Annotated in this window: 10 protein-coding genes; 2 read left to right on the top strand and 8 right to left on the bottom strand. The window is 45.8% G+C overall.

What is annotated here, in order from left to right:
• Positions 1-15: 15 nt before the first annotated feature.
• Entirely contained in the window at positions 16-453 is a 438-nt protein-coding gene (locus AB6811_RS04160) for a single-stranded DNA-binding protein (RefSeq protein WP_369489176.1), read from the bottom strand.
• A gap of 65 nt (positions 454-518) precedes the next feature.
• Positions 519-1,595, bottom strand: a complete 1,077-nt coding sequence (mutY, locus tag AB6811_RS04155; protein WP_369489175.1) for an A/G-specific adenine glycosylase — start codon at positions 1,593-1,595, stop codon at positions 519-521.
• A 139-nt stretch (positions 1,596-1,734) separates the two neighbouring features.
• Here mutY and AB6811_RS04150 point away from each other — a divergent pair, with 139 nt between their 5' ends.
• A complete protein-coding gene (locus AB6811_RS04150) occupies positions 1,735-2,022 on the top strand; it encodes an HU family DNA-binding protein (protein ID WP_369489174.1) in 288 nt (95 codons plus the stop codon).
• A 223-nt stretch (positions 2,023-2,245) separates the two neighbouring features.
• A complete protein-coding gene (locus tag AB6811_RS04145) occupies positions 2,246-3,796 on the top strand; it encodes an Rne/Rng family ribonuclease (protein WP_369489173.1) in 1,551 nt (516 codons plus the stop codon).
• Between the two features lie 251 nt (positions 3,797-4,047).
• Here the strand turns inward: AB6811_RS04145 and AB6811_RS04140 are convergent, their stop codons facing one another.
• The 6 genes from AB6811_RS04140 to AB6811_RS04115 all read right to left on the bottom strand — a co-directional run bounded on the left by AB6811_RS04140 (position 4,048) and on the right by AB6811_RS04115 (position 15,034).
• Entirely contained in the window at positions 4,048-6,303 is a 2,256-nt protein-coding gene (locus AB6811_RS04140; RefSeq protein WP_369489172.1) for a glycoside hydrolase family 20 protein, read from the bottom strand.
• A gap of 12 nt (positions 6,304-6,315) precedes the next feature.
• Entirely contained in the window at positions 6,316-9,264 is a 2,949-nt protein-coding gene (locus tag AB6811_RS04135; RefSeq protein WP_369489171.1) for a GH92 family glycosyl hydrolase, read from the bottom strand.
• A gap of 18 nt (positions 9,265-9,282) precedes the next feature.
• On the bottom strand, positions 9,283-11,607 hold the full coding sequence (locus tag AB6811_RS04130) for a beta-mannosidase (protein WP_369489170.1): 2,325 nt from the start codon (positions 11,605-11,607) through the stop codon (positions 9,283-9,285).
• Positions 11,608-11,729: 122 nt separating this feature from the next.
• Positions 11,730-12,839, bottom strand: a complete 1,110-nt coding sequence (locus AB6811_RS04125) for an ROK family protein (protein ID WP_369489169.1) — start codon at positions 12,837-12,839, stop codon at positions 11,730-11,732.
• On the bottom strand, positions 12,839-13,984 hold the full coding sequence (locus AB6811_RS04120) for an MFS transporter (RefSeq protein WP_369489168.1): 1,146 nt from the start codon (positions 13,982-13,984) through the stop codon (positions 12,839-12,841). Before AB6811_RS04120 ends, AB6811_RS04125 begins: the two co-directional genes overlap by 1 nt.
• 24 nt (positions 13,985-14,008) lie before the next feature.
• Positions 14,009-15,034 carry a LacI family DNA-binding transcriptional regulator gene (locus AB6811_RS04115; protein WP_369489167.1) on the bottom strand — a complete coding sequence of 342 codons (1,026 nt, stop codon included), beginning with the start codon at positions 15,032-15,034 and terminating at the stop codon, positions 14,009-14,011.
• Positions 15,035-15,119: the final 85 nt, after the last annotated feature.

The following is a 15,119-nucleotide window of genomic DNA, read 5'->3' as shown; positions in this document are numbered from 1 at the left end:
GAGTTCGCTTTTATACTAGAAAGGTAAATCGTCGTCGGGTAGAGGGGTTGTGATTTCGGTATCGCTTGCCATTGCACTCTCGCTCTTTTCCTCAGCGTAGGATTGTGCTTTTTCACCCTGACCAGTATTTGGCCCAAGGAAACGGAAGTTATCGCAGAGGATCTCGGTTGTGTAACGTTTGTTACCATCCTTATCCTCATATGAGGAACTGCGAATACGTCCTTCCACATACAAAAGCTTTCCGGCTTTTATGTACTTTTCAGCAATGTCGGCTAAGCCACGCCATACAACAATGTTGTGCCACTCGGTTTGGGTTACCTTTTTACCTGACTTATCGGTATAGGTTTCATTGGTTGCCAATGGGAAACGGGCAACGGATACTCCACCTTCAAGGTGACGAACCTCAGGGTCTTTGCCTACGTTTCCTACCAGGATTACTTTGTTTACTGACATCGTTACTAATTTTTGGTTAAGGTTTATTACCAATCCAATTTAAAAAAAATAATGCAACAATGCAATTATTTTTTTGCAGAAAAATATTTTACTGCAGGCTCAGCAGCCATGTATGCATCAATCAGTCTTGGCAAGGAGTAATTGTTAATGTTGTCAATTGGAACCCTTACGTACTCTTCGGCAAGCACATAGTTAGGTTTATCAACCTCAAGTATTAAAAAGGTTGCCCAGATAGTCCGATGGCTCAATACATGACGGATGGGTTGTGAGATATTCAACACTTTCACCTTGGAGCCCGATAAGAAACTTAGGTTATTTAACATTGCAATCAATTCGTCGGGTTTCAGTGCAGCCGAGGTTTCAAGCATGGGAAACTCGTACAGCGAGTGCCAAATATCCTTTTGCTCGCGCCTTTTGATGTAGGAATACCCTTGGTGCTTTACCATGAAGTAGTAAAAGAATCGGTCAGTGGGTGGTTTCTTTTTACCCTTTACCGGGAGTGCAGCAATCAGGTTATTTTGAAATGCATAGCAGTAGTCGGCAAAAGGGCACTCTGGGCAGCGTGGCGATTTTGGGGTACACTGCAGTGCACCAAAATCAATCAAAGCCTGGTTGAACCGCCCGGGTTCAGACCTGGAGATGAGCTCATTTGCTAAAGCAAAAAACTCCTTTTTGCCACTTATGGAATCGATAGGCGTAAATATTCCAAAAATACGGGATAGAATTCGGTAAACATTGCCATCAACTGCAGGGACAGCCTCGCCAAATGCAAACGATGCAATAGCCGCAGCCGAGTAAGCACCTAACCCTTTAATCTTTAAAAGTTCCTTACAGGTTGTTGGCAACCTGCCATCATACTGCTCCAAAACCTGAATTGCCCCTGCCTTAAGGTTGCGTGCTCTTGTGTAGTAGCCTAAGCCCTGCCAGACCTTCATCACATCATCAATATCGGCATCGGCAAGCGATTGAATGGTTGGGAAACGCTCAATAAAGCGGTAGTAATACGAAATGCCCTGCACAACTCTGGTTTGCTGGAGTATAACCTCCGACACCCAAATATAGTAAGGGTTGGTGGTATTACGCCACGGCAAATCGCGCGCATTGGCCTGATACCACTTCAAAAGTATTGAGCTAAAATCCATGCTATCAAATCAAAAGAAAAAAAAATCTTGTCAAAATTAACCTTAACCATTTTAAATATCGATACAAAACATGTATATTTGCAATCCAAATTTGAAAGTGATTGTGTAATTTATTGATAACTAAAGATTTTCAAAAGAAATGACAAAGGCTGATATCGTAAACGAGATTTCCAAGAGTACTGGAATCGAGAAAGTAGCAGTTCAGAAAACCGTTGAGGCTTTCATGGAAGCCGTAAAGGATTCCTTGGTAAAGGAGAAGAATGTTTACCTGCGTGGTTTCGGCAGCTTTATAGTTAAAAAGCGTGCCAAAAAAACCGCTCGTAACATCTCAAAGAACACCACTATCATTATTCCTGAACACTTCATTCCTGCCTTCAAACCTTCAAAATCGTTCGTAAACAAGGTTAAGAACCACGTAAAGAAATAGTTTAGTACTAACAATCAAAATTTACCACAATGCCAAGCGGAAAGAAAAGAAAAAGACACAAGATGGCAACCCACAAGCGTAAAAAACGCCTACGTAAGAACCGCCATAAAAAGAAAAATAGATAACCATTTGCTAATCAGCATGGTGACATAAGCAACCTAAAGTGCCTCAAGGTGCTTTAGGTTGCATTGTTTAATCGCTAACCAAAAAATACACCTAAAAAGTGAATACCGAGCTAATCATCGATGTTCGTGACACTGAAGTTGCGATTGCCCTGCTCGAAAACAAGCAGCTGGTGGAGCTCAACAAGGAGCGGAGCAACGTTCAGTTCTCGGTTGGCGACATCTATCTCGGTAAAGTAAAAAAAATTATGCCCGGGTTGAATGCAGCCTTTGTAGATGTGGGCTACGAAAAGGACGCATTCCTTCACTACCTCGACCTTGGGCCACAGTTTAAAACACTCCAGAAGTTCGTTCAGGATCACTACTCGCGGAAAAACAAAACCATTCCCATTTCAAAGTATGGGATGCTTCCCGACATTGATAAGGGTGGGAAAATAACCGATGTGCTTAACCCTGGGCAACCGATAATGGTGCAAATTGCCAAGGAGCCCATTTCAACCAAAGGGCCAAGACTCACCTCTGAAATATCAATTGCCGGCCGGAATATCGTTCTTGTGCCCTTTAACGACAAGGTTTCAATTTCGCAAAAAATTACTTCCCCAGAGGAGCGCAAGCGACTAAAAAGGTTAATGGAAAGTATTATTCCAAAGAATTTTGGGGTTATTGTCCGCACTGCCGCCGAGGGCAAAAAGGTTGCAGTACTCGATGCAGAGTTGCGCAGCTTAATTAAAAGGTGGGAAATCACCGTTGAAAAACTTAAGAATCCGGGTTATCCGGTTCTGCTTACCAGTGAAATCAAACGCACCTCGGCTATCCTGAGGGATATGCTTAACGGATCGTTCAACAGCATTCATGTGAACGACGAGAATGTTTACGAAGAAATACGCGAATACATTGAGAGCATTGCGCCCGAAAAGGAAAAAATTGTAAAGCTTTACAACGGGAATGTGCCCATATTTGACCAGTTTGGCGTTGAAAAGCAAATTAAATCGCTCTTTGGCCGAACGGTTTCAATTAAAAGCGGAGCATATCTTATTATTGAACACACTGAGGCGCTTCATGTGATTGATGTGAACAGCGGTAACCGCTCCAAATCGTCGAACGATCAGGAAACAAACGCCCTTGAGGTTAACCTGGCCGCAACCGACGAGATTGCCCGGCAACTCAGGTTGCGCGATATGGGCGGTATTATTGTTGTCGATTTTATCGACATGCATAGCAACGAGAACAAGCAGATGGTGTACGAGCGCATGAAGGAGCTCATGAGCCGCGACCGTGCCAAGCACAATATTCTGCCGCTAACAAAGTTCGGGCTCATGCAAATTACCCGCCAACGGGTTCGGCCCGAAATGCACATCGACACCAGCGAGAAGTGCCCTGCCTGTAACGGAAGCGGAAAGGTTACAGCCACAATCCTGCTCGATGAACAAATTGAGAACCAGCTTTCGCTGATATGCGCAAGCAAAAAGTATCGCTCCGTTACCATTAAGCTACACCCTTACATTGCTGCTTACATAAAAAAGGGATTCTTTTCTAAACGGTTTATGTGGGCTTTGAGGTTTAAGTGCGCCATTAACCTATTACCCATGTCGTCGTACCATTTTCTGGAGTACCATTTCTTTGATAAACACGATAACGAGATAGAGTTTTAGCCAACCATGTGGGGTGTCAAGGCATGACACCCCTTTTTTATTTTTAAAATCTCTACTGCCCTGCTTAAGTTTTAAGAATTAGTAAAACCCCTACTCAACATATTCTCTAAGAGGAATGAAGAAAGCATTAATGGTATTTATCCCCTTATGTTAATAAGATGGGTGGCTTGCAGAGTTTTTCACTCGGAACTAAATTAGCTTCAAACTACCATTTAGAGTCAGTATTTCCGGAAATAGGATTAACCGCTTTTTTATTCCACCACAACCTCATCGGCAAAAATCCAGGTAGGTGAACCCGATGCTGGATGCCACTCAGGGCAGGGACCTGGATTATGGGCAACAAAACGCACGTAACGCCCCATGATTTCCTTTCCTGCAGAAGCATTAAACCTATAAACTACAAGAGGTTGGCGCGTTATGTTATCAGGACAATGCATCTGGGCAATTGGCTCAAAGGATATACTATCACCTGAAACAAAAACATCTACCCGTTTGGGCAGGAATATCCATGAGGGAATATTTTGTAAAAAGCCCAGAGAAATACTACTTATTCGCTGATTAGCACCAAGGTCAATGGTAGCTTCCATATTGCTTCCCTGAACGGCTTGCCAAATGCCATCGTTATACTTGGGTGTTCCCAGCCGGCCATCAACAAGAGCCTGCCGACTACCGCCCAAATACTTTTCGGCAGGAACAAAACCAAGCATTATGGGTTTACCTAAACTTTTCGATACCACAAATGATCGTTCAAAAACATCACCCACCCGTTTGCCATTGTTAAATGCAGCAGCCTTTAAGATTGATGACGAAGTTAAAACAATTGGTTTACGATAGCGTGCGCTATTCTGGGTTGGCTCATCTCCATTTGTGGTATATCGAATAATAAGATTTTCCTGCCCTTTATTCATCTCAACACAAATGGACTTTTTATCATCACCTATACTTGATTTAAACTCAACAGCCGATTGCTCAAAACCATAGGATACGCCCAAAGCCTCTAAACGTGCATAATGGTTACGAACCCGTTTAAGAAACTCGTTGTAGTTTCGTTCCTGTGGATATGTCCACAAAACCTCTGCAATGGCAAGCATACGCGGGAACACCTTTGAATCGACTGTTTCCTGAGGGGCATACTCTGTCCACATGTTACACTCGCCACCAAGAATCAGCGAAACCTTTGCTGAATCGACTTGAGCGGGTACGGGGTCGAAGCTGTAAACCTTTTGCAGGTTGGTAACCTCAACGGGATAGTCGAAGTAACAGTGGCTTGTTGGCGACACAATAACCGGTGCGTTGGCGTTCAGGGCTTCCGTAGCCCTATCGATACCACGCCATGCCTGAACCATAGCATTGTGCGGCCTGCCCCCCTCCAGAATCTCATCCCAGCCAATAATGGTTTTCCCTTTGCTCTCCAAAAATTTTGCTATTCGGCTAATGAAGTAACGCTGTAGCTCCTCGTAGCTATTTAATTTCACATTATGAAGCCTTGCATTGCATTTTGGGCAGTTCTCCCAACGATACTTAGGCGCCTCATCGCCGCCGATATGAATGTATGGCGAAGGAAAGAGTTCCACAACCTCAGTAAGAACGTCCTGTAAAAAGATGAAGGTAGAATCGTTCCCGGCACAGTAAATATCCTTAAAAACGCCCCAGCTGGTTTCAACCTTTAATGGCTCTCCTGTACAAGAAAGGTTCGGGTATGACGCCAAAGCGGCCACTGAATGCCCGGGCATCTCAATTTCAGGAACTACCGTCACATGGCGTTTTGCGGCGTATGAAACCACCTCGCGAATGTCATCTTGGGTATAGAAACCCCCGTAAACCGTTCCATCGGCATTGGTCCGCCAAGCCCCAACCTCAGTTAATTTAGGGTACTTCTTTATCTCTATTCGCCAGCCCTGATCTTCGGTGATGTGCCAGTGCAGTACGTTCATTTTATGGTATGCCAACAGGTCGATGTAGCGCTTCACAAAATCTTTGGACATAAAATGACGGCAACAGTCAAGGTTAAGCCCCCGCCAGGGGAAACGCGGCTTATCAATAACATTAAGACAAGGTACTGTTACCGATTTTTGCCTGAAATCGTTTTTTTCGAAATTGGCGGGCATCAGTTGCCTGAGGGTTTGTATGGCATAGAAAAAACCAGCAGCCCCATTTGCATTAATGATGATAAGCTCGGGTCCAATACTCAACATGTAGCCATCAGCACCCAAGCTATCGGGGCAACCCTTTGTAGTAAAAACAATGCTACTGGTGGAATCAACTCCTACTTCAGGCTTAAAATTACAGCCTACCCCTTTTTGGTTCAGCAGTTCAACAAGGGAAATTGCATTATTTACAGCAACACTATCGGCGCTATCGGCTCTAACTATCGTTTTGTCGCTAATGGAAAAATTGCCCTCGGCCTGTTTAAGATTTACGGGCTTGGGTATAATGTTTACATCGCTATTCTTGCTGCACGATATGAAAACCGCTAACACCAGAACCAATATCAATAATTTACGCATGGCATAAGCTTTTTACTTTATGGTAATTTCATCAATAAAAAGCCAAGATGGCTCACCGGCACTCTCGTGCCACGAAGGAAGAGGACCAAATGCCTTTGCATACACTTTTACAAATCGGGCTTTAGTATCAACATTAGCTGTAAAGTCTTTAATGGTAGGGTCCATCAGGTTTTCGGGAATATCGCTTTTAATAGTTCCAACCTCAACAAAGCTTTGCCCATCGGTGGATACCGAAAAACTCACCTCGCGAGGCATCATTATCCAAGGACTTGCATCCTGAAGAAAACCCGCAGAAATTTGCTTTACTGGCTTTACCTCACCCAAATCGACAACGGCCTCAAAATCTTGTCCTTGGTAGCCTTGCCACCCGCCAATCCTAAAGTTCTTAGCTCCTCTCACCCCATCAACCAAGCCCAAATCGCCTCCAGCCGTGTAGAGTGAACTGTATTTTGATTTCAGCTGAACATTGGCAATGCTGTTCACCCTTCTGTATGTACCTTCAACAACGGCACTTGTTTGCCCATTGGGCAAAATAGCAAAGGCGCGAATCTTTTGGCTTTCAGTAAGGGTTACCCTATTTCCTTGCTTCCAATTGGTTTTAGGCAGGGGTTTGTCCAGCGGTTCAACAGAGTAAAAAATTTGAGCATCGGGCTGAACCGATGAAATGGCAACTGTTAAGGTATCGGTAAATACATCAGATGCTGCAACTAAAAATGGCGCTATTGTTATTGGATTTTCATTAATTGAGGTGCTGGGCAAATCAACTGGCTGAGTACCCCAGGTATCGCTTGGTATACTGTCCATAGTTAAAACCAGTTCGCCACCAGCCATTATCTCGGTGTGGTCAATCCAACTCCTTGTAATGGGCTTACCATTTAGCGTAGCACTTTGAATGTAGATGTTTTGATTGCTTAAATTTTCAGCAATCACCGTGAATTTTTTACCATTCTCAATGTTTATAGCGATTTTTGGGAATAGTGGTGAGCCAATGGCATTCTGGGTTGAACCGGGGCAGAGCGGGTAAAAACCCATGGCGCTCATGATGTACCATGCGCTCATCTGACCACAATCCTCGTTACCGCAAATACCATCGGGCTTATGGCTATACATCTCCACCATAATACGTTTAACAAGCTGTTGTGTTTTCCAGGGTTTACCCACATAGTTGTAAAGGTATGCCATATGATGGCTTGGCTCATTACCATGGGCGTACTGCCCAATTAACCCTGTTATATCAACCTGATTTCGGCCGGCAAGCTGCGAGGGTGCACTAAAGAGGTCATCGAGTTTTGCCTCGAACTTTTCCATACCCCCATGCAGACTTATCAAACCAGTAACATCATGTGGCACATAGAAGCTGTACTGCCAGCTGTTGGCCTCAGTGAAATGCTGGTCAACCTCGGCAGGGTTAAAATTATGCTTAAAACCTCCGTTCAGGCGTGGCCGCATTAGTCGGGTATCGGGGTCGTATAGGTTTTTATACGATTGAGCTCTCTTAATAAACGTGCTGTAATCATCATGCTTCCCTAAACCTTTTGCCATTTGAGCTATACACCAATCGTCGTAAGCGTACTCAAGGGTTTTTGATACCGATTCGTGCTCCATATCGCCCGGTATAAAACCATAACGCTTGTAATACAGCAATCCAAAGTGATTAAGATTTGCGCTGTGCTTCATGGCCTGAAAGGCATACTCGGCATCAAAACCACGAATACCCTTAATCCATGCATCGGCAATTACCGAAACAGAGTGGTAACCTATCATACAATCGGTTTCGTTGGCTGCAAGTTCCCAAACCGGAAGCCTTCCTCCATAACGGTAGTGCGAAAGAAACGTATTAATATAGTCGGATGTGCGCTTGGTATCAATAATGGTCATTAGCGGATGCCATGCACGGTAGGTGTCCCAAATGGAAAACACGGTGTAGGGTGTAAAACCATTGGCGTAACGTACATTACCATCCATAGTGCGGTACAATCCGTCCACATCGGAAAAGATATTTGGGACAACCATGGCATGGTACATGGCTGTGTAAAACGTGGTTAACTCCTCGGGGGTGCCCCCTTCAACCTGAATTTTTGATAATTCATCGTTCCACCACTTGCGGGCTGCCTCAACAACGCCATCAAAATCCCAGCCGGGAACCTCAGCCTCAAGATTCTTGAGAGCTCCCTCCTCGCTCACAAAGGATATGCCCACCTTTACCAGTAAAACTTTGTTTTTCAGCTTTGGGAACAGCACCCATGCCTTTAGCTTGGTTCCATGAACCTCAACCGTGCCATCGTCGTTAACAAGGGTGTTCATTTCCCCACTATCGTCGGTAAACTTGGGGCCCAAGGCAAAAGGCTCCGAGAATCGGGCTACAAAATAGATTTTTTGGTCTTTTGCCCATTGCGACGAATGGCGATAGCCACGCAGCTCGTTTTTCCCCACTACCTTAAACCATGCCTCCAATACCTTATCGCGGTGGGATAGATCAATGACCATGGCTGGTTCGTTGGGTTTAGCATAGGTGTACTTGTGAAACCCCACCCTTGCCGTTGTAGTTAGCTCAGCTTTCACCTTGTACTTGTCCAGAAATACCGAGTAGTAGCCAGCCTTTGCCTGCTCATTATTTTTGTTAAATGGCGATGAGTACTTTTTACTCTCAAAAATGGGCGATTTACCAACAACTGGTGCAAACAGAATATCACCATAGTCCGATGCACCGGTACCGCTCAGGTGTGTGTGCGAGAATCCGTAAATAACCCTATCGGTGTAGTGGTAACCCGAGCATCCATCCCATCCCGATAAGCGTGTATCAGGGCTTAGCTGTACCATTCCAAAGGGGACAGTAGCCCCTGGGTAGGTGTGACCATGAAAATCGGTGCCAATGAAAGGGTTTACATAATCGGCAGGGTCTTTCTGCGCCCAAAGGCTTACAGCCTGCAAAAGTACCGTTGCTAATACCAATGGTTTCATACTATTTAGGTTTATGATTTATTCCGATGTTTCCCTTTTTATCTCTCTTATTCGTTGAACCATTCCCATACCCAGAATATCCTTATGGGGTGATTTGGTAAAGTAGTAAACGCTCTCAAAGCGCGTTTCATTATCGATGCTAACAGTTAATCTCAGGTAGATATCGTTGCGAGCAATTAGCTCGAGGGTAAGCGGTACTCTACCAACCTCAGCAGCAACATTAGGTTGCAAGGTCAAACTCTGGTAAAGTTGATTTAATTCATTTCCATTGATGTCAAAAAATCTAACGGAAATATCTACCTGTATGGGCTTTATACTATCGGATACGGCTTTTACCACAACCAAAGTATCATCTAAATGGGCACCTGCAATAACAGGTTTATAGAGATTTTGCACGTAGTATTGAACCCGTTTCCACTTTCCAGCATAGTCAGTACCTGACCACGACACTACAGGCCAGCAGTCGTTCAGCTGCCAGTACAGCGTGCCCATACAGTAGGGCGATGCTAATCTATGCGCCTCTATGGCATGAGCGTAACCCTGTGCCTGAACCAATTGGCTATAGTCCATCCACTCCAGCAAATCGTTGGGCTTAAGCCCCTCGCGTTCCATATACTCATTTATGGTTTGGTATCCTACCGGATGCTTTTGATGGCATAGCAGTTGAGCCGAGTCGGGCAGGTTATACCCGTCGTTAAACATTCGTAGAACCTGTTCGGAAGGTGCACCCTGAAAACCGTACTCACTCATAAAGCGTGGTATTCTTTGGGCGTATCGCTCAAAGGGCTCCCTACCCCACCACACACCCCAGTAGTGCGAATCGCCGTGCGTAGTGCTTTCAGCTCTTCCCCAGCCAAACATGGGCGACGACGGCCAGTAACTTCTGGTGGAATCGTAACGCATTACAGCCTCAGGTAAAAGCTGCTGGAAAAGCTGAACGTAACCATTCCATACCGAATCGGTTGCTCCCGCAAGCTCGCTAAGCTGCTTTTGCCAACCCCAGTTATGCCATCCCTCGTCCACCTCGTTGTTACCACACCATAGCGCAAGGCTTGTGTGCCTGCGCAGGCGTTTTACCTGTTCAACAACTTCAGCCTTTACATTGGCAAGGAAAGCAGAACTGTATGGATACATTGAACAGGCAAACATAAAGTCGTGCCAAACCAGAATGCCTTTGCGGGTACACTCCTCCATAAAAGCATTGGGTGCATAAACACCGCCACCCCAAACCCTAAGCATATTAAAATTGCTTTTGGCAGCTAAATCAACCTGCTTAACCCATGCCGAATCGGCAGTGCTATGCACAAAGAAGTCGGGTGGGATAAGGTTTGCCCCCTTGGCAAACATTGGCAAACCGTTTACCAAAAAGTAAAACGATTGCCCAGCGCTATCGGGCTCCGATATCAACTTTACGGTTCTAATTCCTACATCGCACACCCTATCATCAACCAACCTTTTCCCTTCAAACACCTGCACTCTAAATCGATTTAGATACTGCTCCCCCATTCCGTTTGGCCACCAGAGCTTAGGGCTATCAATATAAAAATGTGCGTTCACCTCATGCCCTTTGGGCAGAATGGTTGTATCAAGGTATATCTTGCCTGTAGAAGCATCGGTTACGGTTAGCCGCAATGGTTTTTTGGCATCACTTGCCATATCGAAATCGATAGCCATTACAGCTCTTTGATTGCTAACGGATATTGTTGATATTGAAAGGTTTTCGATTCGCACTTTTGGGACCAACCTTAAGTAAACCGGTTTCCAAATACCACAGGTAACAAATCGGGGGCCCCAGTCCCAACCAAAATGGTATGCAGCCTTACGGACATAGGCCCATTCGCCGCCAGGCAACCTGTAACTCCCACGCCCGGCAATGCTATCGACCATCCGAACGGCAGAACGGAAAAATACCCTTAGCTCATTTTGCCCTTTGCTAAGGAACCGTGAGCAAGGAACCGTCCACCGCCTGAACATGTTATCGGCCGATAGTACTTTCACACCGTTCAGGTAAACATCGGCATAGGTATCGAGTCCTTCAAACACCAGCTCAACATCCCTATTTGGGCTAAAGGCTTTGGGCAAAGTAAAGACTTTGCGGTACTCCCAATCGGCACTATCAATCCAAGCCAAGTGCATATTATTGCATCCAAGGTATGGATTGCCAATTAGGCCATTGGCCTGAAGGTCAACATGAACCGCACCAGGAACGGTTGCAGGCAGCCAATCGTCACCTGTGTTTGCCCTCCTAAATAACCATTGGCCATTGAGCGGTAACTCATGCTGCGATAGAGCAGCAAAAGCCAACGCCCATAAGACCAGAACCGATAGAACCTTTTTCGCCATTTATAATGTTTTCAGTAACCTTTCCCTTTTGCAATGTGAGCAAGCCGAAACATCATTTTTGCCCTACTCCCATTTTTGCCACTGCCCTTTATTACACGCTTCATTATGGCTGATAAGGATTATCAACCTTTTTTATCAATCATTCCAAGCGCATAAGCGTAAGCTCCAACAGCCACCGCATGGCTTGTGCCAAGGCGCGATAAACCTACACCAATACGTTTCAAAGGGTCGTACTCAACCATACGATTTGAAAAGGGGACGCTTACCTGCTGCCGTTGCCCCGACAGGAACCTTGCTCGCTGCTCCTCGTCCTCAATATTGAACACCTTAACCTCAAGCCTATCCACCTTTGTTCCATCGGTGCGAGAAATGGTTCCGTTGAGCTGGCTGAGCATGGCTGGGGCAAAATACTTCCATGCATTAGACAAACCTCCACCAATCACCACCAACGAATCGGTCAGGGTGACGGCGTTAGCAATGGCATCGCCTACCACTACGCCTAGGGTTTGAAAGGCTAACCTTGCAGCCACAAGGTCGCCCTCCTGCTTGCCCTCAAGCACCTCGTAGATATCCTTTGGTGTTAGCGGCTTGCCATGACTATGCTTGCTGTACGAATGGTAAACGCGTTGAACAGCCCTTATGCTTGCTCCCTCCTCGGCAAAGCAGTCGGGATCGATAGCGTTACGAACTAACCAAATCTCGGCGCCAGCCGAATTGTCGCCAATGAAAAGATTTCCATCGACCACAAGCCCTGCTCCAAATCCGGTTCCTAACGTAATCCCCAGCAAATGCCGGTAGCGCTTATTACTTCCACTCTCGGCAAGAAGTTGGTTTACGTATGGTAAAAATCCAGCAATAGCCTCGCCGTAAGCAAACAAATCGCCATCGTTATTGATAAAAACGGGTAAGTGAAACCTATCCTCAAGCATGGGTCCCAAGGCTATACCGCCACGGAAAGCAGGCAGATTGCCCAAATCGCCAATTATTCCATTGGGGTAATCGGCCGGGCCGGGGAATGCAAAGCTGATAGCAACAGGCTTTTCGGTTAAGCCATCTATCAAGCTACTAAAGCCATCGATAATGCCTGAAAGGCATTTATCGAGATTATCGCCATTGCTTGGAAGCGTTATGGATTGGCCTATGCACTCCATTCCCTTAATAGCGCTGAACACAAAGTTTGTTCCGCCGGCATCAAGGGTAAGCACTACACGATTGTCGTTTTTATAGTCCATTACAGTTGGGTTTTAGGTTTAACCTTGGTGAGCAGCGCAATGAATGCAATACCAGCCAAGGGAACAATAAACCCAAGCCTAATGCTGGTTGCATCGGCAAGCAGCCCCATAAGCGGTGGAATGAAAGCGCCACCAGCAATGGCGGTTACCATAAGTCCGGATATCTCGTTGGTACGTTCGGGCATGGAATCGACTGTAATTGAGAATATCAGCGGGAAAATATTGGCAAAGCCAAGACCTGTGATAAACACACCCACCAGGGTTACAACCCGATTATCAACAAAAATCAGCAAAAGACCCAATACTGCCAGGGCAACGGTCATACGAAAGAAGCTGTGGGGTTTCACCCACGACAGTATTAATGAGCCCAAAAACCTACCGGTTAGTATGGCGATGAAGAAAAATGCATTGCCCAGCAAGCCCCAGGTCTTTAAATCGATACCGTAATGCGAACTGAGCAGGATTGGCACTCCTGAACTCAAGCATATCTCAATGCCAACGTAAACAAAAATTCCTAACACCATAAGTAGGATAAACCTGTTTGAAAGCAAGCTAAAGCAGCTACCAAGAGTAGCTGACTCCTTATCGGCCTTAACCTCCTGAATACTGGTAAACGCTATAATAATAAGGGTGACTAAAAGCGCCGCTGCATAAATTGGGAAAAGTACCTTCCAATCCATACCCAGCCACTTGGCGGCTGCAAAGGGGATGAGCGAACCGGAAAGCGATCCGATTGCCTTAATGAATTGTCCGAAACTCAGATTTCGTGAGTATTTTCCGGGTTCGGACACATCGCGCATAATAGGATTACCAGCCACCTGCAGTATTGCGGCACCCGCTCCAAGCAGCAGAATGGTTAGCAGGAATAGCGCATAGCTGCTTAGCCCAAAAAGCGGAAGGACAAGACCAACCAGCGCAATGGATAATCCCAGCATCAGGACAAACTTTTTACCGGTACGGTCCTGAACCAAACCCATGGGTACCGATAAAAGCCCAAACATGATAAATCCCATAAAGGCAATAAGCTGCGCCTCAAAGTTCGATAGGGTAAACTGCTCCTTAGCTAATCCCACAAACGGACCTACTGCATCGCCAAACCCCATACACAGGAAGGCAAGCAAAATGGCAAATGTTTTACGGTTCATACGGTGTGATTTTAGTTTGATATTCTATTTCGATTTATTCTGCGATGATTGGCGTACGTTAAGCTTTACAGGAAGCCTTATCACCTCATGGCTCAAATAGCTTTCCCCATCCATTAGCTGGCTCAACACTTCAAATGCCCTGCTGCACATCTGGGCAATGGGTTGCTCAATGGCAGTGATTGTGGGGCTGATAAAGCTGAAGTACGGTAAATCGTCGAAGCATACCATTGCCATATCGCTGGGGATTTTGACGTTGGAAGCGGCCAGTGAGTGCAGCACAGCGGTGGCTATGTTATTATTTACCGCAAACAGGCAATCGGGCTTAAACGGGAGAGCCTTAAGGTTTACCAGCAGCTCATCCACATCGGCCTGAACGGTGTTGAACCCCACCTCGCGAACCGCGCAAGGCAATCCATGTTCCTTGAACACATCCATAAACCCATCGATACGTTCAGCCACCGACGAAATATGGTTTGTGGAGAGCCCCAACACCAGAGGACGGTTATACCCTTGCTCCACCAGGTGATGGGCAAGCATGGCGCCCCCTGACCTATTATCGGCTACTACGGCGGGTAGCGTATCACTACCCAAATGCCTATCGATAAGCACCAATGGCGTACCGCTTTCGTACACAGCCTTTAGCCATTCAGGCTCACGCTGCGACGTTGACACCACAAGTCCATCGACCTGACGGTTACGCAGCATGGTTATTAGCCTCTGCTCCTTTTCAACCTCCTCGTCGGTGCTGCAAATGATAACGCTATACCCTTGCGCTGAAGCTAAGTCCTCAAACATGCGGGCCATTTGGGCATAAAACGCATTGGCGATATCGGACACAATCAGCCCAACGGTTTCGGTTTTCCCGATTCGCAGGCTACGGGCGGTTTTGTTGGGCCTATAGTTCAACTCCTTAACCGCAGCAAGTACCTTATCGCAGGTTTGTTTTGAAATACCGTATTGCTGCGCTTTCCCGTTCAGCACAAGCGATACCAAGGTCTTTGAAACCCCAACATGCTGGGCAATATGGTTGAGAGTAACGCGGTTTGCCATACATTACTATTAGGTACGGTAAAGGTATAAAAAAATCTAAATCGATTTAGTGATCTGATAGCTAAAAGTGAAAATGTTGTTTCAA

It is taken from the genome of Tenuifilum sp. 4138str, from assembly GCF_041102575.1.
GTDB classification, from domain to species: Bacteria; Bacteroidota; Bacteroidia; order Bacteroidales; family Tenuifilaceae; genus Tenuifilum; species Tenuifilum osseticum.
Note: the sequence above shows the minus strand (reverse complement) of the source record. Positions and strands in the feature narration are given on the sequence as shown.